A 25,445-nucleotide genomic window follows, 5' to 3' on the forward strand; every position below is an offset into this window, starting at 1 on the left:
TCCTTTTATACTCATGCACAATTGATTTGGTTGAAGAGAGCAGGCGCATGTCAAAAGAATTAGAAATTATTGATTTAAAAGTGGGTGAGGGCAAAGAAGCGGTCAAAGGCGCTTTAATTACCACTCACTATACCGGCTGGCTGGAAGATGGTACCAAGTTCGACTCTTCCATTGACCGCGGTAACTATTTTGAAACCGTGATTGGTACCGGCCGTGTGATTAAAGGTTGGGATCAGGGCATTCTCGGGATGAAAGTTGGCGGTAAGCGCAAGCTGATCGTGCCATCTCATCTGGCATATGGCGAACGTAAAATTGGCAATATTATTCCGGCCAATTCCAACCTGATTTTTGAAATTGAATTATTTGACGTGAAAACCCGCGACGAATAAGCCTTCCACATTCCCTGACCGGAGAACAGGATGTCTCTGGTCGGCTTGTGCAAAAATAGTGCAAAAAGTAATTTGAAAACCCTTCAATACACAGTACATTAAAATTATTCCTTTCCAATGTCTGCAGGGATTATCATTTTATTGGAACAGCGCGCGTACTTTCGGATTCCTCTCCTGTTGATGGCCTGGCTGTGTCTGTGTGCACTCAGCCTTGCTCCGGCGCGAGCACATTATGATTCCCCACCAGACTCCTATTATCAGCAGCAGCTGATTACGACCCTGCAGTTTAGTGAACGCTCCAGCACCAATTTGGATGGCTCGTGGCTGTTTTACAATCAGCAGTTTATTCAACAGCCCAGTGCAGTACTGACTGCAGAACGGGTGCATTTACCGGCTTCTTTTCAGCAACTGACTGGCCAAATGGAAGGCTATGGCACATTTATTGGGCATTTTCAGTTGCCAAAAGAGTTTGTCGGTCGCCGCATTGCGATCTGGATGCCTAGCCAGCAGGGTGCCTACCGGGTGTATTTAAATGGTGAGCCGCTGGCACGCGTGGGGGAAGCCGGTCCTGATGCTGCCCGCCATGAAAACGGCAATAGTCATCGGCTTGCCTATTTTATTGCCGACAGTGAATATTTTACCCTGGCGATTCAGGCCTCCAGTTTCCAGAACTTCAGGGGCGGGCTGGAACATTCAATAAAAATTGGACTCAGCCGTACCATAAACTACCAATACCAGCGCCTGATGATGAGCGTGGCCATGATCAGCGGTGGGGTGCTCGGGATTGGACTGTTTACCCTGGTCTTTTCCTTTTTCCGTGGGGTGATGTCGCCGAATGCACAAAGTATGTTTGTATTTGGCATTTTTATTGTGTTTCTGGCACTGCATAACCTGTTTGCAGCCCCGTATGCTTATACCGCCTTTACCGACATTAACTGGATTTGGGGATTGCGGCTGCAATATCTGTTCAGTTTTCTGGCCATTTTATTTTTCTTGAGCTATATGTTCCTGTTTAACCAGCGTTATTTGCATCGGTGGGTATATTGTGCTGCGCTGCTGCTTATTGCCATTAATCTGGTCGCTGCATTGTGGGCACCGCCGATGGTGCTGGAACAGCTGGCGTTATGGAGTTCTTTATTCAGTCTGCTGGTGCTAGTCAATTTTATCTACGGTTTTGCCGAAACTTTGCGGCAGAAACTGAGTTATTCCAAATTAACCGTATGTGCAGTGTTGCTGCTGTTTGGCAGCTTTATTCATGATCTGCTGCTGGCCTTAAACCTGATTGAATCAATTGCTTTATCGTTTATTTCTACCAGTCTGTATGCCTTGCTGATTATGCTGCAGCAGGCACGTAACTATGCGCGTGATACCGCCTATATTGAAAAACTGAATAACCGTTTGCTGAGCCTGAATAATTCGCTGGATGTTAAAGTCAAGGAACGTACCGCCCAGTTAAGTCAGTTAAATGCCAAGCTGGAATTGCAGGTAAAAATTGATGCGCTGACCGGTGCCTATAATCGCCGTGCCTTGAATGATGAAATCCTGCTACGTTTTGAGCAGACCTGTCAGCAGCCTGAATATACCCTGGCGTTTGTGATGCTGGATGTCGATTATTTTAAAAAATATAACGACCATTATGGCCACTTAAAAGGAGATCAGGTTTTGCAGCAGCTGGTGCTGATCTTAAATCGTGCCTTGCCTGAAAATGCCTATGTGGCACGTTATGGCGGTGAAGAATTTGCCTTGATACTGCACAATGTCCCAATTGCCTTATTAGAGCCGATGATGGCACAGGTATTACAGGCGGTTCGTGCCGAGCAAATGCAGCACATTGCCCGTCAGGATACGAAAGACTATGTTACGGTCAGTATGGGCGTGGCCTGGATGACCGGCAAGCAGCCCTATGCCAGTGTACTGGAATTTATGAAAGCAGCCGATCAGCAGCTGTATCTGGCCAAAGAAGCCGGCCGGGATCAGTGCAGGATTGCCGGACATTAAGCCAGAGAAAAATCTTTAGTCCAGATATTTGACCAAAGGAATATGTAAAACAGGCTCAATTGCCTGCGGCTGAATCTGAAAGCCATATTTTTGATAAAAGGGCAGCGCCGTGCGGGTGCTGGCCAGCACAATCCGTTTCATCTGGCGTTGCTGATAATAATGCAGCACTTCATTGAGCAGCAGCTTGCCAATACCGCGCTGCTGGACATCGGGTGCGACATAATTCATTAATACTTCACCCTGATCGCTGGCCAGAATAAAACCGACCACCTGATGCTGAAGCTCATACACCCAGCAGTTGTTATAGTGCATCAGTAACAGCAGATTTTCCTGATTTTTATTTTCGAGCAGGCGTTGAATCTTGATTTCACGATGTTGATGATCGAGGCTACAGGATCGGATACTGTCGTGCAAAACGCGAATAAGGCTCGGGACATCTTGAATTCGAGCGGATCTAATCATTGTGTTGGTAAAGGCATAAACAAGCACCTATTTGAATGTAAATAAACCTTCAACAAAATGACAATCTTGTTGTGATTTGCGCAGTTTTTTAGGCGTTGTGAGAATTTTTTATTGGGGGATTGATACTGTTTTGTGTCAAAATGAATAAAAAGACAGCAGTTTGGCAGCGTAGATGCGATTGAATCATTTTCATGAGCGCATGGAATCATCCTCATTATTTTCATGCATGATCCATCTGCAAGAGCGCTGAGATAAGAGACACGAGACCAAACGTTGGGAAATGAGAACCGAACCATTGAGGTAAGCGGGCTTATGGCAAAAATACTGGCAATCCTCCTGATTTTTCTGGCCTTTTATGCGCTGTGGAAAGTCATGATTAAAATCAGAATTAACCGTGCCTTTCAGAAACATCAGGCTGCCTATTGCAATATGGTACAAGGCCCGATTAGCCAGAAATGCCCGCGACCGGTTGAAGAGGTGATTGAAGAAGTCGCTGCCTATGAACAGCAGCTGTTTGATGATGTGGCGGACATCTTTATGCAGGACGCATTAGTTGTACAGCATAAAGAGGATGGCCCGATGCTGCAGGAACAGGTGTTGCGTAAAATGCCGGCCAAAACCCAGACCCGGATTGCAGATACCGATCTGGGCGAATGGACCATTTACTGGACCTTCTATGAACAGTCGCTGGAATATTACGTCAGCCAGTACGGTATTTTTATCACCCATGTGGATCGGGAGGGCCGTGAAACCCAGCAGCGCCTGTCTTTATCGTCCTGATTACGGTGAAATGCTCACTCCGGTGTTTGTATCGGATGGCAGATATGAGGCAAACGTGGCTGCCACCTGATCCCAGATTTTTTCTGCACCTTGGCGGAAATAGCCCATATGCCCAATCTGGCTTAAGCCAAACTGCTGCGGACTCAGGTTGATCATTTTCACTGAGGCATTGCAATAATGCTGCATAAAGGCATACCGGGAATTGGGTAAGGCCCAGTCATCATCCAGTGAAGAAGCGGCATAAATTGGGGTTTTGACCTGTGCATAACATTCAAACAGCGTCTGTTGTGCCGGGTCACCAAAAAAGTAGGTCGGATTTTTACACCATTTACGCCATTCCTGATACACGCCCAGCGGCAGGTCTGCGCCCATGTTCAGCTTGCTCCATGGCAAATAACCGGCCAGGGCCACCATTGGCGGGAAAATCAGGTTCCAGACAAACTGCACTTTAATTTTTTCTTTCAGCGGCATATAGCCATGCCAGCCGGCGCCAGTACCAAAACAGTACAGTGCCGTGACCTGCGCATGATTCGGTGCCAATCCCAGCGCTTGTCCGCCATAGGAATGACCGATCATAAATAGCGGCATCTGGTCACGTTTAAAATAGGCAATCGCACCGGCCAGATCCAGTTTGCCCCAATCCAGATAAGACATCTGAAAGCCTTTCAGCCGTTTGGGTGCCGATTTGGCCACACCGCGATAATCAAAACACAGCACCTGATACTGATATTGGCTCATGTACTCGGCAAAGCGGCGGTAAAAGGCTTGCGGCACGCCGGTTGCACAGGCCACCAGCAGCTGTGCCTTAACCTGCGGCGGGGTATAACAGGTGCCGGTCAGCAGATAACCATCGCTGGCCGGGAAAGTAACGCTGCTGATTTCAAGCGGCGATGTGTGAATTGCAGAAGCAGTGGTGTTCATCCTGAACTCGTATATTTTTAGACTGGCTCTAGTTTGAATGTTGCAGAGGGGCAGTGTCAAAACTGGCGCGTTCATCGGCCAGAAGGTTTAAAATAAACAGCGATAGAAATAAACAGCAATAAAAGCAGGATGAGATAAGCCATGCTGATTGATTTTCGCCAGCAGCAACAGGCCAGGTTTGAACAGGTGGCACAGCGTCTGCAACAGGCCGCTGCCGAGGGCCTGCATTTTGATTCAGTTGCTGATTTTTATCAGTCGGGCTGGCTTGAGCAGTTTCCGGCCGGCATTCGCTGGTCGGTGACCGGACTGGATGATGGTGCTGAACAGTTTTATGCCCGGATTGATTATCTGGACTGTTTTGTCCGGATTGATGCCGGTGAGATGCTGCGGATTGAATATGGCCGACACCAGAACAATCCGACCACATTCAGCCAATGACAGCGCGTGCAGAATTCTTTTAAATAAACAGGCGATGAACCGGCTGCAACAGCAGGTTCCCCACCAAGAACAAGACCGAAGAAAAAGATAAAATCAGGGATCAACTATGGCGCATCAATTTACTGTCAATGCCACCATTCAGGGTGTTTCATTGAGCGAATTCAAACAGCTGGCTGCAAATACTGCATTACATGAAAATGTGTGCAAACGCATTCCGGGGGAAAATCTGGAGATTCTGGAATCGCAGATCAATGGTGATATTTACACCTTGCGCCGTGCCTATAACCTGGATGTGAATATTCCAGACATCGCCAAAAAACTGCTAAAAGATGCTTTTCGTTTAAAGCGCACCGATGTCACCAATCTGAGTGCATTGACCTCGACCATTGATTTAGGTGCGAACTTGCCCTTAGAGGCCCGCTGCGCACGTTCGGTGACGGGCAATGATCAGCAGATTCAGATCCAGCTGAACTGGACAGTAAAAGTGAAAGTGCCGTTAATTGGCGGGATGCTGGAAAAACATGCAGAAGGTGAAATTCGCCGCTTTAGCGAAGTGGAAATTAATATTGTTGAAGATGAACTCAAGAAGAATTTAAAAAGTTAAAATCTGCACATCTTTGTATAAAAAGCCCGGATGAATCCGGGCTCTTTTGTTTTGAGGTGGATTAAACCGAAGATCGGGCACGCTCAAAGCGCTGCTGATAAAACCAGGCGGTTATAAACGCCACCAGACACACCACCCAGATATAATATAGCGCGCCAATATTGCTATACAGGCTTAGCCACTGCACCAGCGGTAAGGTGATGCCACCGGCAATGGCATAAGCCACGTTATAAGAAAATGAAATACCGGAAAAACGGATTTGTGCCGGGAACATTTTTACCATGCTATATGACACCATCCCGACTGTTCCAGAGGCCAGACCCAAGAGCATATACAGCATAAAGATTGTTGATGCTTCAACATGGCCCAGGCTGTTATAGAACAGTGAGGCAATTGCAGCGACCAGCAGGGAGCCGAATAAAATGACTTTCCCAGCACCAAAACGGTCGGCCAGCAGCCCGGCCACAATACAGCCAATCATCTGCATGACAATGGCGGCACTTTGCATTTTAAAGGCATCGGCGCGGTCAAAACCAAATGCACCGACCAGCAGATTTGGCATGGCCAAAATTAGCACCACCACACAGGCGGTCAGGAACCAGGTAAAGAACATGCCCATCACCACACCGCTACGATGCTGCGCCAGCACCTGTTTCACTGGTAATTCCTTGGCCAGTTCCTTGCGTGCCTGCATGGCTTTAAATACCGGGGTTTCATGTAAATAACTACGTAAATACAGCGCCACCAGACCAAAAATCCCGCCAACAATAAACGGAATACGCCATGCCCAGTCCTGAATTTCGGCCGCAGTAAATTGCAGTGAAATAAACAGCGACATTAACGCGCCGAGTAAAATCCCCAAGGACAGGCCGGCGGTCAGCAGACCATTGGCAAAACCAATTCTTTTTTCTGGCACATGCTCAGAAACAAAGGTCCAGGCCGCAGGAATTTCTCCGCCAATAGCAATACCTTGTACCACGCGCATCAGCAGTAACAATAATGGCGCGGCATAACCAATGCTTTCAAAGGTCGGCATGATGCCAATAAATAGCGTGGGTAGAGCCATTAATAAAATGGACAGGCTAAACAGGCGTTTACGGCCAATTAAATCGCCAAAATGCGCCATCACCACACCGCCGAGCGGACGGAAGAAATAACCGGCTGCAAAAATCCCATAGGTATTCAGCATGGCCCAAAATGGACTGAGGGTGCTTGGGAAAAACAGATCGGAAATAATTTTGGCGTAAAAGACATAAATGACAAAGTCATAAAATTCGAGTGCACCACCGAGTGAGGACAGGCCAAGTGTGCGTTTGTCTTCGCGGCTTAAACGGGGAGTAGCATCCATGCGTATCTTCTGACAGGATTAAAAACAGGAACCGTAATTTTAAAGAAGAGCTATAGCTATGAATAATCAAACTTTATTTGGGAAAAATAAACTAATAGTTATAAAAGTCTGCACGTGTGGATGATTGTTATTGTTGCCAGTGCAGCTGGTTGCGGCCCAGATTTTTGGCCTGATATAACAATAAATCGGCCTGCTGCGCGGCCTGAGAAAACTCATCAAAGTGCTGGAAAAAGCTGATGCCGAAACTGCCGGTCATTGAAATGACCTGACCACTCTGAATCAGTGGTGTGGTTTCGATGCCGCTGCGAATCCGTTCTGCCACCTGAATTGCGATATCCAGCGGGGTATCTTGCAGTAAAATCAGAAATTCTTCACCGCCCATCCGGCAGATTTCATCGTATTTGCGTACCGCTTTGCTGATAATTTCGGTGACATGCTGTAGCGCGACATCGCCAACCTTATGGCCATATTGATCATTAATCTGCTTAAAAAAGTCCAGATCACACAGAATAATCGCATTCTGTCTGGAACGGCTGTGCTGTTTTAAGCGTTTCAGCCGTTCCTCCAGCGCCCGGCGATTCAGCAAGCCGGTTAATGGATCAAGATTCCGTTCTTTTTGCAGCTGCTGGAAAATATCCTGATAGGCACTATGAAACAGCAGCCCGGCCATCAGCAGGCTCAGGCAGAGAATAATCAGCTGGGTGCCGGCAGCGACCAAGTTGTTACTTAAAATCTGGTTGGTCGGCTGTAATACCACAAACAGATACAGGGTGCGCAGCGCAATCACCGCACTTAACAGCAACAGTGACAGGCGTAACAGGCGATCCAGTTTCTGCTTGAGCTTGACCTGATATAAAGCCTTTAAATTATGCGAAAAAATCAGGGTAATGGTGATGGTCAGCACCAGCATCCGCTGTGCATATTGCTCATCAAACACCGAAAAATACACATAAATTGATTCGGCAATGGTAATCAGTACCAATAGAAACGCCCAGCGCGTGGTCACATTCAGCCGTAAATGAATGGCATGGGTGAACATCGCACAGCTGATAAACAGCAGCGTGGACGGAATAAAGCTAAAGGTCGGCAACACTTGGGCGGAGACCACAGTAATGATCAGTACGGCCAGACCCGTACACAGAGTCGATGCGGCATACCACAGAAAATAGGTGGGAATTGGCTGGAACAGCCACAGCAGCAGAATGACGCTGCCAAAGGCCATCATAAACAGCGGGATTAGCGCACTGTAGAGGGAGAAATTTTCGGCTAACATGAACAAATTGCAGGTAAGTCAAAAAATCGCGCCATCATAGCAGCTTCTCCCAGACAGTGATCTAAAAAAGTGCACAATCTTGAGCGCATAATTGAATCAAGAAGATTTAGAAAAGCGATGCGTGTAGCGATGCTGTAACTGCCGGGCCAAAATGCACCGGCTTGCGGTATAAAATAAAGTTGCCATCTACAACAATGATAATGCCCAAAAAGGACCCATCCTATGCAAACGCCTGTTCCAGATTATTTAAAGCATGTTTTGTCACAATGTCAGCGCAATGCGGGCGGGCAGCTGGCCGATTATATTCCGGAACTGGCACAGGCTGATCCTAACAAGCTGGCGCTGGCCCTGTCCACCGCAGATGGCATGATCTATTCCAGTGGTGATGATGGTCATGAATTTACCATCCAGTCCATGTCCAAACCTTTTGCTTATGCGCTGGTGCTGGAGCAGTTAGGGATTGAGGAAATTTTGCAAAAAGTAGGTGTGGAGCCTTCTGGCGAGGCCTTTAACCAGATTTCCTTAGACAAAGAACTGAATATTCCGAAAAACCCGATGATCAACTCGGGGGCGATTACCACCCATTCATTAATTCAAACTACGGCTGGCATTTCACGGGCCGAGCAGCTGCGCCGTTTTTTAAGTGAACTGGCCGGACGGGAATTAAGTTTTGATGAGCAGGTCTATACCTCCGAAATGAAGACCGCATTCCGGAACCTGTCGATTGGCTATATGTTGCGTACTGTCGGTGCACTGGACACTGACCCGGTCGAGATTGTGAATGGGTATATCCAGCAGTGTGCAATTAAAGTCACGGTTAAGGATTTGGTACACATTGCCAGTGTCTTGGCCAATGGCGGCCTACATCCGAAAACGGGCGAATGTTTACTGGATCGGGCCGTGGTGCGGCAGGTGTTAAGCGTGATGCTGAGCTGTGGTATGTATGATGCTGCCGGAGACTGGCTCACCACGGTGGGGATTCCGGCCAAAAGCGGCGTTTCAGGTGGGATTATTGGTGTGCTGCCAGGGCAGGTCGGTATTGCAGTATTTTCACCGCGCGTGGATGAACATGGCAACAGTGTCCGCGGGATTGATATTTTTGAGCGTTTATCTGCCGATATGGGCCTGCATCTGATGGAAGGGACGCCTTCCGCACAAACCATTATTCAGAGCTGTTATTGGGCTGGAAAAAATGATGATGTTCGCGTCTATGAACTGCGCGGAGTGTTGCAGTTTACCGAGTCAGAAATGTTGCTGCGCAATTTACAGGAAGAGCCACCGGGTGATACGACGATTGTACTCGATCTGACCAACCTCACCTTAATTCATGATGTGGGTGCACGGATGCTGTTTGAAGGAGTAGAGCGTTTGCAGCAAGATGGACATCGTGTGGTGGTGGTTGATTCGGAAGGACTGTTAAGTCAAACGCAAATTCAGAAGCATGCAGCGGTGCTGGTTCAGGAAGAGCTAGAGCGTTATTTGCAACAGTATGAATGAGGAAAGGGCCTCTCCTTCAACTTTTCTGGCGCTTTGTTTTAAATACCTCTCCCTGACCCTCTCCTGAGAGGCAGAGGGGGAACTTTACGCGAATTTGATGGTGGTTTTGGATTCGTAATTCATTTAATCACATGACAAAGTCCCCCTTTGAAAAAGGGGGATTTAGGGGGATTTTTAGTTCCCCCTTTAATAAAGAGGACTAGAGAGATTCTTAAGAAATCGAATCATCCAAATTTGGCGCTAACCAACGTTTCGCTTCATCCAGTGTCCAACCTTTACGCTGCGCATAATCTTCAAGCTGGTCGCCTGCGATTTTACCCACGTTAAAGTACTGGCTTTCAGGGTTGGCATAGTAGAAACCACTGACTGATGAAGGTGGCCACATCGCAAAGCTGCTGGTCAGTTGCGTACCAATCTTGTCAGTTGAGCCTAACCAGTCAAATAAAGGCGCTTTTTCAGAGTGCTCTGGGCAAGCAGGGTAGCCCGGTGCAGGACGAATCCCGACATACTTCTCTTTAATCAGCTCTTCATTTGACAGTTGTTCATTGGCCTGATAGCCCCAGAACTCTTTACGGATACGTTCATGCAAATGCTCGGCAAAGGCTTCGGCAAAACGGTCACCTAAAGACTGTACCAGAATGGCATTGTAGTCATCGCCTTTGGCTTTGTACTCATTGGCCATTTCTTCTGCACCAAAGATCGACACGGTAAAGCCACCTAAATAGTCTTCCGCTTCACCTTTTGGCGCGACAAAATCGGCCAGTGACAGGTTCGGTTTGCCAGTGACTTTGTCTGACTGCTGACGAACGTGCTGGAAAGTATGCGTGACATGCGTACCTGTTGCATCATACACTTCGACTGAATCTGCACCGGAACGGTTGGCCGGATACAGGCCAAATACCGCGCGCGCATCAAAGCGTTTATTGTCGATAATATCTTTTAGCATCGCCTGCGCCTGATTGTATAAATCGGTCGCTGCTTCACCCACCACTTCATCGGTCAGGATGGCTGGGAATTTACCGGCCAGACTCCATGAAATAAAGAATGGCGTCCAGTCAAAATATTCAACCAGTGTTTCCAGCGGATAGTTGGTCAGGGTTTGGGTACCAATAAAGTTTGGTTTTACCGGTGTATTGGCTTTAAAGTCAATTTTCAGGCCGTTTTCAATTGATTCTGCATAAGACAGTTTCGCCGCTTTAGGCTGCTTGTTGGCAATCCGCTCACGTACTTTGGCATATTCAGCACGAGTGTCTGCTACAAAGGCTGGTTTCATGTCTTGTGACAGCAGGGTGGTTGCCACACCAACAGCACGTGAAGCATCAGCCACATAAATCACCGCATCATTGGAATATTGTGGATCAATTTTCACGGCCGTATGTGCTTTCGAGGTGGTCGCACCGCCAATCATCAATGGAATATTGAAGCCTTTACGCTGCATTTCTTTGGCCACAAAGACCATTTCATCCAAAGATGGAGTGATCAGACCCGACAGGCCAATGATATCGACTTTTTCATCAATCGCGGTTTGCAGGATTTTCTCTGCCGGTACCATCACGCCTAGGTCAATAATGTCATAGCCGTTACAGCCCAAGACCACACCGACAATATTTTTACCAATATCGTGGACATCGCCTTTTACCGTGGCCATCAGCACTTTACCTTTGGACTCGCCCACAGTTTTTTCTGCTTCGATGTACGGGTTTAACCAGGCCACCGCCTGTTTCATCACACGGGCCGATTTCACCACTTGCGGCAGGAACATTTTACCGGCACCAAACAGATCGCCGACCACGTTCATACCGTCCATGAGTGGACCTTCAATCACATCTAGCGGACGTTTGGCTTTTAAGCGGGCTTCTTCGGTGTCTTCATTAATAAAGGTGGTAATTCCTTTGACCAGCGCATATTCCAGACGTTTTTCCACCGGCTGGTTACGCCATTCCAGGTTTTCTTCTTCTTTTTTAACGCCCGACTGACCGCGATATTTTTCCGCGACTTCCAGCAGTTTTTCCGTAGCATCCTGACCGCTGGTACCCTGATTCTGGTTCAGAATCACGTTCTCAACCGCATCTTTCAGTTCCGGGTCAATATCATCATAAATGGCTAGCTGACCAGCGTTTACAATACCCATGGTCAGGCCCTGTTTAATCGCATAGTACAGGAACACGGCATGAATTGCTTCACGCACTGGCTCATTACCACGGAAAGAGAACGACACGTTAGAAATACCGCCAGAAATCATGGCATGTGGCAGATTCTGTTTAATCCAGCCCGTGGCTTCAATGAAATCCACCGCATAGTTGTTGTGTTCTTCAATACCGGTTGCAACCGCAAACACGTTCGGGTCAAAGATAATATCTTCAGCCGGGAAGCCCACGTCATTGACCAGCACATCATAAGAACGTTTACAGATTTCTTTTTTACGTGCGGCAGTATCGGCCTGACCATTTTCATCAAAGGCCATCACAATCACGGCAGCACCATACTGACGGCATAGACGCGCTTTTTCGACAAACTCGTCATAACCTTCTTTCAGGGAAATCGAGTTGACGACAGCTTTACCTTGTACACATTTCAGACCGGCTTCAATAATTTCCCATTTAGATGAGTCAATCATGATTGGCACACGGGAAATGTCCGGCTCAGAGGCCACCAGATTCAGGAAGTGCACCATCGCGCCCTGTGAATCGAGCATGCCTTCATCCATGTTGATGTCGATGACCTGTGCACCGCTTTCAACCTGTTGACGGGCCACATCCAGCGCTTCGGCAAAGTTTTCTTCACGAATCAGGCGCAGGAATTTTTTCGAACCGGTGACGTTGGTCCGTTCACCGACGTTCACGAACAAGGAATCTTTGGTGATGTTAAATGGCTCTAAACCACTTAAACGGCAGGCAGGTTCAATTTCTGGCAGTTGACGCGGTGCAATGCCTTCAACGGCTTGTGCAATGGCACGGATATGATCCGGCGTGGTACCACAGCAACCACCGGTAATATTAATTAAGCCGCTTTCGGCAAATTCTTTTAAGAAGGCAGCGGTTTGTTCCGGGGTTTCATCATAACCGCCAAAGGCATTTGGCAGGCCGGCATTCGGGTGTGCAGAAACAAAGACATCAGCCACATCGGACACGGTTTTTACGTGTGGACGCATGGCATCTGCACCTAAGGCACAGTTAAAGCCAATAGAGAGTAAATCACCATGACGCACCGAGTTCCAGAACGCTTCAGCAGTCTGGCCGGTTAAGGTACGACCTGAGGCATCGGTGATGGTACCGGAAATCATCAACGGTAATTCGCGGCCCAGCTGTTTAAAGACTTCTTTTACCGCAAAAATTGCCGCTTTACAGTTCAGGGTATCGAAAACGGTTTCAATCAGCAGAATATCGGCACCGCCTTCAATCAGGGCGTGCGCGGCTTCAATATAGTTTTCTTTGAGTTCATCAAAAGTGATATTACGGAATGCCGGATCATTCACGTTTGGTGAAATTGAACAGGTGCGTGACGTTGGCCCCAAGACACCCGCCACAAAACGTGGTTTTTCCGGTGTTGAATATTTTTCACAGGCAGCTTTGGCCAGACGCGCAGCTTCACGGTTAATTTCCGGAACCAGCGTTTCCATGTGGTAATCCGCCATGGAAACACGCGTGCCGTTAAAGCTGTTGGTTTCAATAATGTCAGCGCCGGCATCTAGGTAGGCTTCATGAATACCTTGAATAATCTGCGGCTGGGTCAGTACCAGCAGGTCATTGTTGCCTTTCAGGTCATAGGCCCAGTCAGCAAAACGCTCACCACGATAATCGGCTTCTTCCAATTTATGGCGTTGGATCATGGTACCCATGGCACCATCGATAATTAAAATTCTTTTGGCAAGAAGTTCTTTCAGGGTAGCAAGCGTGGACATAAAAAACCCTTGTTTTGATGAATCAGAAATGCGCAATATTTTAGCAGAGTTCGACTGCTTTTTTCCGCAATTGATGAGATGGAACGGAACTTTGTGGCATCTTTGCTGAAAAAGTATACGTTTTCATGGGCTTATTTTGAAAATATACACATCGTTATAAATAAATCATTGTAAGGATTCATAAAATTGTCATATAGCTATGGCAGCATGAGAAGGTCTAAAAATGGGCCGGGTTTTGCTGTGCTTGTAATATTTCAAGGTCATCAAAGATGACAGCAATGACAGAAAACCGGATGAAGATGAGATGGTGGTTTATAAGTTTTTGATTTATTTTGAATAGTTTGATTTTTTGTCTATAAAATTATCAGGAAATTGTGGCAAATAAAGTAGAAAAATTACTTTATTTGACCTGCTTTTGTCATATAATTGTCACAATTTAACTGAACAATAAGGGGATTTTGTATCCTCTTTTCCTGCTTGCATGAATTCTAATCAAACTCCCGTAGATTCAGCACACCAGTCGGCTCCGAAAAAGTCGACCAATGTTCATGTGCCAACACCGAAATTCTTTATGCCGGTGTTTCTAACGCTTATTATTTCAACGCTTATTTATATTGGCTTTCAATTATCGGCAGATTTATCGCATGTTCCGGCGCTTAGCTTGTATTCGGTGATTCTGCTGGCCACCGCTTTATTTATTGCGCTAGGCTTTGAATTTGTTAACGGTTTCCATGACACCGCCAACGCGGTGGCCACGGTCATTTATACCAATGCCTTGTCTGCACCGGTTGCGGTAATGTGGGCCGGTTTCTGTAACTTCCTTGGGGTGATGGTCGCCAGTGGTGCCGTGGCCTACGGTATTATTGCCTTGCTACCGGTCGAGCTGATCATGAATGTTGGCTCAGGCGCAGGTTTTGCCATGGTTTTTGCCATGCTGATTGCGGCCATTCTCTGGAATTTAGGCACCTGGTTCCTCGGTATTCCGGCTTCAAGTTCGCATACCTTAATTGGTTCCATTCTGGGTGTGGGAATTATGAACTACATCCTCAATGCGGGCGCTGGTGCATCCGGCGTGGATATGGAACAGGTGATGAAAGTCGGTAAGGCTTTACTGTTCTCGCCATTAATTGGTTTTGCCTTTGCTGCCGTACTGTTCCTGCTGGTGAAAAAGATTTTCAAACGTCAGCTGGAACTGTTCCAGCCGCCTGAAGGCAACAAACCGCCACCGCCATTAATCCGTGCCATCCTGATCTTTACCTGTACTGGCGTGAGTTTTGCCCACGGTTCCAATGATGGTCAGAAAGGCATGGGCTTAATCATGCTGATTCTGATTGGGATTGTGCCATTGGCTTATTCCTTGAATAAGGAACTGGACAATCAGCATATCCAGTCTTTCCAGCAATTGTCGACGCAAACCGCGTCTGCAATTTATGCCAACCATACCGATATTCCGGATGCGCAGGCCCGTGAAGTAATCACCAAGTACATCCAGACCAAGGAAATCACCCCGGAAGTGGTACCGGCTTTGGCCAGTTTGACTGATCATTTAGGTGAGCGTGTGGGTCAATACGGCGATTTGAAAAATATTCCGGAAGCAGAAGTGGCAGCATTGCGTAATGATATGTACCTCAGCACCACGTCATTCAAGCGTCTGGATAAAGCGGAAGCTTTACCTGCCATGAGCAAGGAACAGGAAAAAGTAGTCGATGATTACCGTGACCATCTCGATTCCTTCCTGCAATATATTCCAACCTGGGTTAAAGTTGCGGTGGCACTGGCACTGGGCTTAGGAACCATGGTCGGCTGGAAGCGTATTGTGGTCACCGTGGGTGAACGGATTGGTAAACAGCACATGACTTATGGTCAGGGCATGTCAGCCGAGCTGGTGGCGATGTCGACCATTGCTGCAGCAGATGGCTTTGGTATGCCGGTATCGACCACGCATGTCTTGAACAGTGCGGTGGCCGGGACCATGGTGGCGAATAAATCTGGCCTGAATTTCCAGATGGTTAAAACCATTCTATCGGCGTGGATTTTCACCTTGCCTGCAACCATCTGTTTATCGGGTGGCCTGTTCTGGTTATTCCTGAAAGTATTCTAAGCCGGTTCATCCGCAATAAAAAACGCTGCCTGGGCAGCGTTTTTTTATATCTGTAGATGAAACAGATGATCCAAATGCTAAGTCGTGACGTCCTTTATTTTTTAGATAGACAGCAAATCTACAATGCATTCTCTCAAGGGGTGAGGGCTGGGGGTAAGGAAATAGCCTAAGCAATATCAAAGCTTCTCTTTCTTTAATGAACCTATCCACTCTTTTATCTTTCAGGTAGACAGCAGGTCTCTAAAAAAATCTCCCTCTCCGTTTTGGATACGTAGCACCGCTACACAAGAGAGAGGGAACGATCGAAGAGAGATTAAAATCTCTTATTTCTTTAACTTGGCCAGTAAGCCTTTAGGCAGCTTCTCGGTAGCAAAACCATATAAGGCTGCAAAAGGCAGGGCAGTACGGGCCAAATATGCGACACGCCATAAACCGCCATGGTTGGCCCCTTCCATCATCAACTCTAAAGGATGGTTCAGAGTCACTTCCGGATTGGCCCCCGACTGTGGATTACGCAGGTCATGAATCCAGAGCGCGGCCATAATCGCATTGGTGGTTTCTGGCGCAAAAGCTTCTACATCAAACAGGCTGGCACCATTAAATGCCGCTTTTAATAACGGATTTTTAGTCACCGAATAGGTCGTGGTTGATGGTGCAATATTAATGCTGACGCGTTGTCCCTGATGACGGGCGAGGGTGGCGCGCCATTGCTGAATACGTTTGGCCAGCGCATAGTTCGGTCCTTGTTCCACCACCAGACAGTCGGCAATCCCGTAATCCTGTCCATTGTCTGAATGCACCAGATCATGCAGGTTTTTCTGGAAGAAATGTTGCGCCGTGACCGTTGAAACCCCACGGGTCAGCAGTTGCTGGGCTTTCGAGCGTTGCTGATACTTGTCTTTTGAGGCCTGAATCACATCGGCAGGCACTGCATAGACATCAGTTGGGGTGCACATAAACATCAGGCTGGTCTCGGCTTTTTGCGCGCTGACGGCCTGCATAATCGCATCCATCGCCATGGCCACACGCACGTGTTTTTCACCATCTAAATAGGCAATTGCAGCCAAATCCAGCTGCTGTTCAAACTGGGTTAGCCACTGGGCAATTTCAGGAGTTTGAGTCAGTAAATTGGCGCCAAGCTGCTCTTTTAATAGCTCAGTCGTGCTGTTTTCATCTAGCGCTTCAGTCGCTGGTGCATACAGGGTGGCATTACCCTGTTGCACGGTTTCTAGAATTTTGTTCCAGACCCGGGCATTGGGTAAATCGACCGCGACAATATTGGCTTTCCATTTCGATAGCCAGGTCAGGGGGCCAGCTTCAGAAGCAGCACCAAACAGCACCATGGTACGGTCTGATAAATCGAACCATTCCGGATGAGCGACTGCTGCACGTAAAGCTTGAGCATGACTGTGTTCAATAATCCCGCCATCTTCCCAGCGCTGGATTTGCTCAAGCAGTGTCTGACCTTGCAGTTTCTGTCCCTGATACGGCACATACCATTCCGGCGCCGCCGTGCTTTGGCCCTGGATTTTAACTGTGTGCAAAGGCTGGGCATCGAGGCTCATCACATCTTTCAGCAGATGTTTTTGACCATGTCGATAAAACTCGAAACTGCCATGTGCTTTATTCAGGCCCTGTTCAGCAATTTGAATCGGGTTCTGGCAGGTCTGAATGCCGTATTCGACCAGCGCCTTAAAATATTTGGGATACTGTTTGCGCCAGTTTTTTTCAGACAGAGTTTGCTGGGACAGTTGCGGTGCAACACCGGCCAGTGCCTCGGCAATAATCGCACGTCCTGTGCGTGAAGTACTGGGTTTCTGGTTTTCGAAATGTGGAAATTGTAGGCCGTCTAATGTGGACATGCAAAAACTCGCAGCTTGAAAGCAAATTAATATACAGATGTATACATTATCTATGCCAAATTGTGAGATGGGGTGGCATTAACTACCAAAATTGTATGAATTATCCAATGAAATTGCAGTTTATGAGGACGCAGTAAAAAGCCTCCATTCTGGAGGCTAAATGGAAAAATGGGCTTAGCAGCGGCCTTTTTGGGCCTGACCTGGTGGGCAGAAATCTCCTGGATAGCCATAAATACGTGAGTCAGGATCAATCACCAAACGGCCTTCTGGGGTATGGACGGCACAGGCACTCAAGCTCAGTAAACAGCCGGCAATCAGAAATAACTTTTTCATCTCTCATCTTCCATCTTCGTTATTATTCGAGTTATTTTAGACGCCAACCGCTGAGGCATACTGTGTTAATTGTAGTTATGCGTTGTCAAAATATACCGCAGGCGCTTCAGATTGCTCAAATTTAGAACGGAAGCTGGCTAAGTTTATTCAGGAAATGTGGAATTAAACGCGGCTCAATCATGATGGTGATAATCACCCCATAGGCTGCTCCCCACAAATGCGCGCTGTGGTTAATATTGGAATTGCCACGTTTACCCGACCAGATGCTATAGGCCACATACAGCACCGCAAAAATAATTGCCGGAACCGGAATAAAGAACACAAAAATCAGTTTCCATGGTTCAAACAGGATATAGGCAAACAGTACTGCAGACACCGCACCGGAAGCACCCAGGCTGGCCCAGCGATGATCATTTTTGTGTTTTAGATAACTCGGTAAAATTGCGGCAATCAGACCACCGAGGTAAAACAGCACAAAGCCCAGATCATACAGATACTGACGGTAAAAGCTTTCAATAATACTGCCGAAGAAAAACAGGGTAATCATGTTAAACAGCAAGTGGGTACCATCGGCATGGACAAAACCGTGGGTAATGAAGCGGTCATATTGACCCCGTTCCAACGCCGGTGGCCAGAAAATCAGCCGGTTCATGACTTTTTCTTTGGAAAAAGCAATAAAGGAGATAATCGCTGTAATCACAATCAGCGTAACAGTATGATTAAACGGTAAATCTAACATAAACAGATGTTCTTCTTTTCGGGTTTCCTGATCATAATGCCATTAAAAAACAAATGAAACAGAACTTTCATAGGATAATTCCGACAATTTTAGTTGAATTTTTTTAATTCCGCCGCATCTTCAGTTAAAATGGCAACTTCAGCATGAGGAAATATTGTTATGTCGACTGAGAACCACAGCACTGCAGTTGCAGAAGAGATTCCAAACTTATTGATCACCCCAAATGCTCAAGAGTATTTAAAAGATTTATTGGCAAAGCAAAATACACCGGGGATTGGTGTGCGCGTTTTTGTTGAGAATCCTGGAACGCCGCGTGCTGAGTGTTGTATGGCTTATAGTGCGCCAGAAGAAGTCGTACCAACAGATTATAAGCAGGATTATCCGGATTTTCCGGCCTATATCGACACCCCGTCTATTCCATATTTACTGGATGCGGTTATTGATTACAACAAAGACCGTTTTGGGGGCCAGCTGACCTTCCGTGCGCCTAACTCGAAAGTGCCACGCGTGGGTCCGGATGCCTCAATCGAAGAGCGTATTACTTACGTATTACAGTCTGAAATTAACCCGGGCCTTGCCGGTCACGGCGGTAACTGTGCCTTGGTGGAAGTGGTTGAAGATCCGGAACATGGTTTAACCGCGATCCTGAAATTCGGTGGCGGTTGTCAGGGCTGTTCAGCGATTGATGTCACGCTGAAACAGGGTGTGGAAACCACATTAAAACAGCATGTGCCTGAATTAATGCGTGTGGTAGACCAGACTGACCACAGCCAGGCCGAAGGTGCTTATTTTAAATAATAAATAAGTTTCACTTCAGCAAATGAGCCTCCCATCGTGGAGGCTTTTTACTGTCTTAAATAAATATAATAATGATAATAATTATCAGTAATAATTGAATTATCAGTCAAGATTGTTACAATGCGCAACGAAATACACAGAATTTCTCCTTAATTAAATTGGGATAACCTGATGAATAAAACTCTGAACCAGTCAGCATTATCTTTTGCGGTCCTTGCCGTGATGAGCAGCCTTGCTCAAGCAAATCCAGACAATAGCACTGCAGATGCGACCCAGTTAAATACCATTGTGGTAACCGCTACCGGCTATGAACAGGACCTGTCCAAGGCGCCGGCGTCCATTACCGTGATTGATCGGGAAGAGCTGGAAAAGCGTGAATATAATGATATTACAGATGTACTTAGACATACTCCCGGCGTGGTGGTGTCCGGTTCTGGCTCGGCACAAACCATCAGCATTCGCGGTATGAGCTCGAATTACACCTTGTTTCTGGTCGATGGCAAACGTCAATACGGCCGTGATGTCAATCCAAATGGCGATGATGCCGGTTTTGAGAAAAATATTTTGCCGCCGGTCTCCGCGATTGAGCGAATTGAAATTATTCGTGGGCCGGCCTCAACACTGTATGGAACAGATGCGATGGGCGGGGTGGTGAATATTATTACCAAGAAAGTCAGTGACCGCTGGTCGGGCAGTGTCGAACTGGGCAGTGTCATTCAGGATCAGGGCAATGCCGGCGATATTCAAAATGGTTCGGTCTATTTGGCGGGTCCATTACTAGAGAACAAGCTTGGTTTACAGCTGTCGCTGAATAAGCAAAAACGTGAAGAAGATGCCTATGTTGGCGGTTTTCGCGGGACTGAACGGGAAAGCCTGAATAGCCGCTTGAGTTATATACTCAATGACAATCATGATCTGCAACTGGAAGCCAATTTTGTCCAGCAGGAATCGGAAACCACGGTGGGTAAAACGGTTGCACCGGCCAACAATGCCGCCGATTCCAGTTCACGTAATTATCGTCATGTTTATGCCTTAACCCATCATGGCCGTTATAGCGATCAGCTTGATAGTACCACCTATCTGCAGTATGAAAATTCTAAAAACCCCGATCGTGGTAATACCCAGTTGGGCACCAAAGGCATTGAACTGGATACCTGGACCTTTAATAACCAGTGGAACTGGTTGCTGGGCAATCATACACTGTCTTTTGGTGCGCATTATAAAGATGAGAAACTCACCGATAAGGCCACCAACCGTAATCCGAATGCGCCGGAGTTTAGTGAATTAACCCGCTGGTCGGCCGCGGCTTTTCTGGAAGATACCTGGCATTTGAGTGACCGTTTCGATTTAACCGCCGGGCTGCGCTATGACCATGACGAAAACTACAGTGGTCATGTTTCGCCGCGCTTATATGGCGTGTATAGCCTGAATGACCAATGGACCGTGAAAGGTGGGGTGTCAACCGGTTATAAACAGCCGGATATTCGTGCTGCCACGGAAGGCTTTTATAGCGTCACCGGCGGTGGTGGTTCACCGTTAGCCACCGGACGCGGCATTATTCGCGCCAATCCGGACCTAGACCCGGAATCGAGTCTGTCTTCAGAGCTGGGCGTGAACTGGCAAAATGACAGGGTCAAGGCGTCCTTAACCGCTTATGTCACTCAGTATAAAGACCGGATTACCGAAGTGCGTGCCTGCGAAACCGATACCGATGGCAGCTCGACCAACCGGGATAACTGGCAGGAGTGGAAATGTTTTGAAGGCGATACACCGTTTTATTTCATCAGTGAACGGATTAATGTCGATGAAGCCGAGTTAAAAGGTGTGGAAGCGACTCTGGAAGCCAGCCTGAGTGATTACACCACGCTCATGGCCAACTATACCTTTACCGATTCCGAATTTAAGACAGGTGAGTTCAAAGGCCAGCCTGTAAACCAGATGCCAGAGCATATGCTGAATATTACGGTCGATCATGAAATTAATGATGCCTTGAATGTCTGGTCACGCCTGCATTATCGTTCAGAAACATCTGCCTATTTAAGCCGGACTTCTGTTGCCCAGCCAAATCCGGGTTATGAGTTTTTAGATGTGGGTCTGAACTATAAATTTACCCCAAATATCAGTGGTAAATTTGGCGTGTATAACCTGCTGGATGAAAAAGCTGAAGACCGTGATGGTGACCAGCTTCTAGATGGCCGCCGTTATGGCATTAGCCTGATGGCCAGGTTCTAATCATCAACTGCTAAACATCTACGTTTCAATGATCAAGCAAGAAAAAAAGCCGAAATTGCGGCTTTTTTTGAGGCTTAGGTATTGGTGTTCAGAATTTTCTGTGCTGGCTCGGAATAATAAAACTTTTCTAGATAGAGCCGTGCACGTTCCCGTAAATACTGCTGCGACAGCATCTGCTGAATCACCGGGTTCAACAGTTGCTGCAATTCCTGCTGAATCAGGGCTTCATCAATATTCAGATCACGCAATAACAGGTCAAAAGTGCGTTCCTGATTACGGACATACCAGGCGTGTACCCCATCATGTAGCTGCTGTTTTAAATAATCACTCTGGCGCATAAAGTCCCAGATTTCATGACCCAGCGCCACAGTCTGTGGCAGATCCTGTACTTCAATATAGTTTTTTAAGACCGACAAAGGCAGGTCTTTAATCTTGTGCCAGATATTGGCCTGCAGATGATAGAGCTTGTCATCATCAAAATGCTGGTTCAGGACCGATTCACTCATCTGGCTAAGCTTTAAGATATTCTTTTGCAAATAGGCACTCACTGCACTGTCTAAACTGGAATCGGTCACTGTTTCCAGTACCGATTTGCCCATTTTCATAAAACGCGACACGCCAGGCACACTTTTGGCAATCAGTGAATTGTCCAGATAATCCTGAATCGAGTGCTGGATTAACTGGCTAATCATCGCAGAAAAGGCCGGATTGCTGACCACGGTTTTAATCAGACGCTGACGATGACCACTTTTGCTGGCCACATACTGGGCAATTTTATCAATGGTCAGTACCGGAATGACATCGGCAATTTTGGCGCTGTCATTCACCGGATGCACCAAGGCAAAGCGGATGTGTTCTGCAATCTGTTCAATCAGAAAGGCACTGGCCGGTGTGTCCAGAATCTGTTTTTGCAGCAGGGCATTCAGCTGTTCGCAACTCCAGAGATCTTTCAGATGCTGCTTGCGGAACCAGTGATAAAAATGCAGAAATTCCTGCTGTACGGTTTCAGGCTGAGAAAACTCATGTGCTAAAAAGTCAAGATGAGCTTCAATCAACTGCTCAAGCATCGGGTTTTGCTGCATACAATCTCTGGAACTTAATTTAAAGGAATCAGTTTATCAGCTAGCGGGTTTTTTAGGTTCTGTGTTTTGGCCAGGAAGGGTAAATAATGTTGTACCACCTGCTGTTCGGCTTCCAGCATTGGCACATGACCGACATTATTTAAAATGACCGGGGTTTCTGCGCGTTTAAACAGACCCTGTAATTCTTTGGCCACTTCAACATTAATAATTTTATCGTGCTTGCCCCAGAGAATCAGGGTCGGTGCTTCAATATTGCGGGTGAGACGGGCAAAGCTGTCCGGGGTATAAATCCGGTTCAGGGTGACCATCTGGTCAATAAATTTTAAGGATTGACTGGCCCGTGAAATTAACAGTTTTTCTTGAGCAGATTTAAACTGCTCTGGTACTTTCGGCGGGTTTTGCATCAGCTGATGCGCAATATGGTCTAAATCGCCCGGCGCGGTGACCACCAGATTTTTCAGTAACAGCGGATCTTTGGTATAAGGCGTATTGGAGTGTTTATAAATACCGGCACTGTTCAGCAGGAACAGGCTTTGGGTATCAAACGGATATTGGGCTGCATAGACCGTTGCCACAGAGCCACCCAATGAGTGCCCGGCAATATTCAGTTTGTCGGCAATATTCAAGGTTTCTACCAGCTGACGCAATTGTGCGCTCATGCTTGGTACAGACAGGTCAAAATTGCCCGAACTCTGGGTTTCACCGGTATTGGGTAAATCGGGGATAATCACATGATAGGACGGGGTGAGAAATTTGGCCACCCGGTTCCAGTTGTCGCGGTGTCCGGCAAAGCCATGTAACAGCAAAATGGTTGGCCGATTAACATCGCCGCCTTCATTATAGCGCCAGGTAATATTGCCAATTTTCAAGCTTTTCGAGACCAGACCCGCCGCCTGGCGTTCAGTCTGATAATAATGCTGCACCACTTGCTGTTCAGGCGAGAGTTTGGCGGCAGAGCTGAGCAGAGGTGCAGACAGTGCCAGTGCCAGGACTGCCAGTCGTGGCCAAGACAAAAATCGCGAAGAATCCTGCTTCATTGACGATATCCCCAAGAATATTTTTTAAATAGGCGTCGGCTTGGCTTGTTTGAATTGTGTAAATTTTCGCCTTAAGTCGAATTGAAAATGCTGTTTCTGGTTATTGTAAGGGCTTTGCAGAAAATGTCACCTAGCTGTTTTTTGATCGGGTTGGTGTGCTGCTTTTGAAGTGTGATGTAAATCGCAATTACTTTAGGAAAATTTGAAAAAATTTATCTTATAAAAATTGATCAGCTATTTTTTTTGCAAGTGACTTTGTCCCGGCAGAGGATTAAAATGCTGAAAATTCAAAAACTGGTGGTAACAAGAATGCTCACAGCTCAAGAGGCTTTAGAACGTCTTAAACAAGGAAACCAACGTTTTGTTTCGGGCAATACCAATCATCCGAAACAACTAACCCACCATCAACGTGCAGAGATGGCCGAAGACCAGAATCCTTTTGCGATTGTGCTCGGTTGTTCTGATTCACGTGTACCTGCAGAAATGGTTTTTGATCAGGGACTCGGCGATCTGTTTGTGATTCGTGTGGCAGGGAATATTGTTGCGCCATCTCAGGTCGGCAGTGTTGAATTTGCGGCAGAGCGTTATGACTGCGCCGTGGTTGTGGTCTTGGGCCATAGTCACTGTGGCGCGATTCAGGCCACCATTGATACCTTGATGTGCCCGGACTGTCCACCATCTGCCAATCTGATGTCAATTGTGAACCGTGTTCGCCCGTCCGTAGAAACGCTGATGCAGACTGAACTGAAAAATGATTTGGCCAAGCTGTCGAAACATGCGGTTCGTTCCAATGTGTTTGCCTCAGTCAATCAGCTACGTCATGGTTCAGCAGTGTTAGAAAACCTGATTGAACAGGGGCAGCTGAAAGTCGTAGGTGCAGAATATTCATTAGAAACCGGTGAAGTAACTTTCTTTGATTTTTAATTGATTCTAAAAATAATCAAAAAGCGGGCATTGATGTCCCGCTTTTTTTATGGCTGAAATCCGGATCTTGAAAACCATCTCAGCGTTGAATCGGCTTTATTTTAATGCTGCCTGAATCAAGGGATAGGCATTTTTCAGCAAAATGGGCTGGGCTGCAGCCGTCGGATGGATCAGATCTTTTTGCATCAGGGTATTTTTACCGGCGACACCGTCTAGGAAGAAGGGCAGTAATTTGACCTGATAACGCTGGCTCACCACTTTGTAGTTATTTTCAAACGCCTTGCTGTAGGCGCTGCCATAATTGGGTGGCATTTTCATGCCAAATACAATCACCTTGGCTTTGGCCTGTTGACTGTGCTGAATCAGCCGCGCCAGATTATTTTGAATCAGCTGCGGTGGCTGACCACGCAAGCCATCATTACCGCCCAGTTCAATTACCACCACATGCGGCTTATGCGTTTGCAGTAATTTGGGCAAACGTGCCAGCGCGCCGCTGGTGGTTTCGCCACTCACACTTGCATTGACCACTTTATGCTGTTTCGGATACTGTTGCTCTAAACGTTTTTGTAACAGATGGACCCAGCCTTGTTGTGGTTGCAAACCGTAACCGGCACTTAAGCTGTCACCCAGAATCATGATGGTTTTGGCAGACACCAGCATGGGCATGAAGGCAAGCCCAGCCACAGCGAAATAAGCAAAACAACTCATTTTGAAATTGCGAATGTG

Annotated in this window: 21 protein-coding genes; 10 read left to right on the top strand and 11 right to left on the bottom strand. The window is 47.0% G+C overall.

The genetic code is table 11. The features are described 5' to 3' along the window. The first annotated feature begins 47 nt into the window (after positions 1-47). Complete coding sequence (locus FTU55_RS08180; RefSeq protein WP_005179461.1) at positions 48-389, top strand: FKBP-type peptidyl-prolyl cis-trans isomerase; 342 nt, start codon at positions 48-50, stop codon at positions 387-389. Positions 390-506: 117 nt separating this feature from the next. Next, positions 507-2,387, top strand: coding sequence for a diguanylate cyclase (locus tag FTU55_RS08185; protein ID WP_180046754.1), 1,881 nt, complete (start codon positions 507-509; stop codon positions 2,385-2,387). A gap of 15 nt (positions 2,388-2,402) precedes the next feature. Here FTU55_RS08185 and FTU55_RS08190 read toward each other — a convergent pair whose 3' ends face one another. Next, on the bottom strand, positions 2,403-2,801 hold the full coding sequence (locus FTU55_RS08190) for a GNAT family N-acetyltransferase (protein WP_228148571.1): 399 nt from the start codon (positions 2,799-2,801) through the stop codon (positions 2,403-2,405). Between the two features lie 360 nt (positions 2,802-3,161). On the opposite strand from FTU55_RS08190, the gene FTU55_RS08195 reads away from it, so the two are divergent. Then, positions 3,162-3,629, top strand: a complete 468-nt coding sequence (locus tag FTU55_RS08195) for a hypothetical protein (protein ID WP_075167098.1) — start codon at positions 3,162-3,164, stop codon at positions 3,627-3,629. Here the strand turns inward: FTU55_RS08195 and FTU55_RS08200 are convergent, their stop codons facing one another. Then, positions 3,630-4,550 carry an alpha/beta fold hydrolase gene (locus FTU55_RS08200; protein WP_180046756.1) on the bottom strand — a complete coding sequence of 307 codons (921 nt, stop codon included), beginning with the start codon at positions 4,548-4,550 and terminating at the stop codon, positions 3,630-3,632. It lies immediately after the preceding gene. A gap of 141 nt (positions 4,551-4,691) precedes the next feature. Between FTU55_RS08200 and FTU55_RS08205 the strand changes: the two genes are divergently transcribed. Both FTU55_RS08205 and FTU55_RS08210 read left to right on the top strand, forming a co-directional pair. Continuing rightward, complete coding sequence (locus tag FTU55_RS08205; protein ID WP_152342472.1) at positions 4,692-4,988, top strand: hypothetical protein; 297 nt, start codon at positions 4,692-4,694, stop codon at positions 4,986-4,988. 106 nt (positions 4,989-5,094) lie between these two features. Beyond that, a complete protein-coding gene (locus FTU55_RS08210; protein WP_005179441.1) occupies positions 5,095-5,592 on the top strand; it encodes a DUF2505 family protein in 498 nt (165 codons plus the stop codon). A gap of 61 nt (positions 5,593-5,653) precedes the next feature. Here FTU55_RS08210 and FTU55_RS08215 read toward each other — a convergent pair whose 3' ends face one another. After that, the gene (locus FTU55_RS08215) at positions 5,654-6,940 is read right to left on the bottom strand and encodes an MFS transporter (RefSeq protein WP_152342471.1); all 1,287 of its coding nucleotides are present in this window, start codon (positions 6,938-6,940) and stop codon (positions 5,654-5,656) included. 127 nt (positions 6,941-7,067) lie between these two features. Continuing rightward, positions 7,068-8,213: a GGDEF domain-containing protein gene (locus FTU55_RS08220; protein ID WP_180046758.1), complete on the bottom strand. Its 1,146-nt coding sequence runs from the start codon at positions 8,211-8,213 to the stop codon at positions 7,068-7,070. A 222-nt stretch (positions 8,214-8,435) separates the two neighbouring features. On the opposite strand from FTU55_RS08220, the gene FTU55_RS08225 reads away from it, so the two are divergent. Next, complete coding sequence (locus FTU55_RS08225; protein WP_180046760.1) at positions 8,436-9,710, top strand: glutaminase; 1,275 nt, start codon at positions 8,436-8,438, stop codon at positions 9,708-9,710. A 211-nt stretch (positions 9,711-9,921) separates the two neighbouring features. On the opposite strand, the gene metH is transcribed toward FTU55_RS08225, so the two are convergent. Further along, entirely contained in the window at positions 9,922-13,611 is a 3,690-nt protein-coding gene (metH, locus tag FTU55_RS08230) for a methionine synthase (protein WP_104487315.1), read from the bottom strand. 481 nt (positions 13,612-14,092) lie between these two features. On the opposite strand from metH, the gene FTU55_RS08235 reads away from it, so the two are divergent. Next, positions 14,093-15,712, top strand: coding sequence for an inorganic phosphate transporter (locus tag FTU55_RS08235; protein WP_005179429.1), 1,620 nt, complete (start codon positions 14,093-14,095; stop codon positions 15,710-15,712). 323 nt (positions 15,713-16,035) lie between these two features. Here the strand turns inward: FTU55_RS08235 and FTU55_RS08240 are convergent, their stop codons facing one another. From FTU55_RS08240 to FTU55_RS08250, 3 genes are all read right to left on the bottom strand, one after another. After that, positions 16,036-17,574 (bottom strand): hypothetical protein, encoded by a 1,539-nt coding sequence (locus FTU55_RS08240; protein WP_180046763.1) that lies wholly within the window; start codon positions 17,572-17,574, stop codon positions 16,036-16,038. Positions 17,575-17,748: 174 nt separating this feature from the next. Further along, positions 17,749-17,907, bottom strand: a complete 159-nt coding sequence (locus FTU55_RS08245) for a hypothetical protein (RefSeq protein WP_180046765.1) — start codon at positions 17,905-17,907, stop codon at positions 17,749-17,751. Between the two features lie 121 nt (positions 17,908-18,028). Continuing rightward, positions 18,029-18,646, bottom strand: a complete 618-nt coding sequence (locus tag FTU55_RS08250) for a rhomboid family intramembrane serine protease (protein WP_005179422.1) — start codon at positions 18,644-18,646, stop codon at positions 18,029-18,031. A 159-nt stretch (positions 18,647-18,805) separates the two neighbouring features. Between FTU55_RS08250 and nfuA the strand changes: the two genes are divergently transcribed. Then, positions 18,806-19,444, top strand: a complete 639-nt coding sequence (nfuA, locus tag FTU55_RS08255) for a Fe-S biogenesis protein NfuA (RefSeq protein ID WP_005179419.1) — start codon at positions 18,806-18,808, stop codon at positions 19,442-19,444. Between the two features lie 171 nt (positions 19,445-19,615). After that, positions 19,616-21,676, top strand: coding sequence for a TonB-dependent receptor domain-containing protein (locus FTU55_RS08260; RefSeq protein ID WP_104510347.1), 2,061 nt, complete (start codon positions 19,616-19,618; stop codon positions 21,674-21,676). 74 nt (positions 21,677-21,750) lie between these two features. Here FTU55_RS08260 and FTU55_RS08265 read toward each other — a convergent pair whose 3' ends face one another. Together FTU55_RS08265 and FTU55_RS08270 are read right to left on the bottom strand one after the other, a co-directional pair. Continuing rightward, the gene (locus tag FTU55_RS08265; RefSeq protein ID WP_104484146.1) at positions 21,751-22,758 is read right to left on the bottom strand and encodes a hypothetical protein; all 1,008 of its coding nucleotides are present in this window, start codon (positions 22,756-22,758) and stop codon (positions 21,751-21,753) included. Positions 22,759-22,772: 14 nt separating this feature from the next. Continuing rightward, a complete protein-coding gene (locus FTU55_RS08270; protein WP_005179410.1) occupies positions 22,773-23,795 on the bottom strand; it encodes an alpha/beta fold hydrolase in 1,023 nt (340 codons plus the stop codon). Positions 23,796-24,104: 309 nt separating this feature from the next. On the opposite strand from FTU55_RS08270, the gene FTU55_RS08275 reads away from it, so the two are divergent. Continuing rightward, positions 24,105-24,719, top strand: a complete 615-nt coding sequence (locus FTU55_RS08275) for a carbonic anhydrase (protein WP_034598190.1) — start codon at positions 24,105-24,107, stop codon at positions 24,717-24,719. A 96-nt stretch (positions 24,720-24,815) separates the two neighbouring features. On the opposite strand, the gene FTU55_RS08280 is transcribed toward FTU55_RS08275, so the two are convergent. Further along, a complete protein-coding gene (locus tag FTU55_RS08280) occupies positions 24,816-25,427 on the bottom strand; it encodes an arylesterase (RefSeq protein WP_016659292.1) in 612 nt (203 codons plus the stop codon). Positions 25,428-25,445: the final 18 nt, after the last annotated feature.

The organism is Acinetobacter sp. YH12117 (genome assembly GCF_013418865.1).
GTDB classification, from domain to species: Bacteria; Pseudomonadota; Gammaproteobacteria; order Pseudomonadales; family Moraxellaceae; genus Acinetobacter; species Acinetobacter indicus.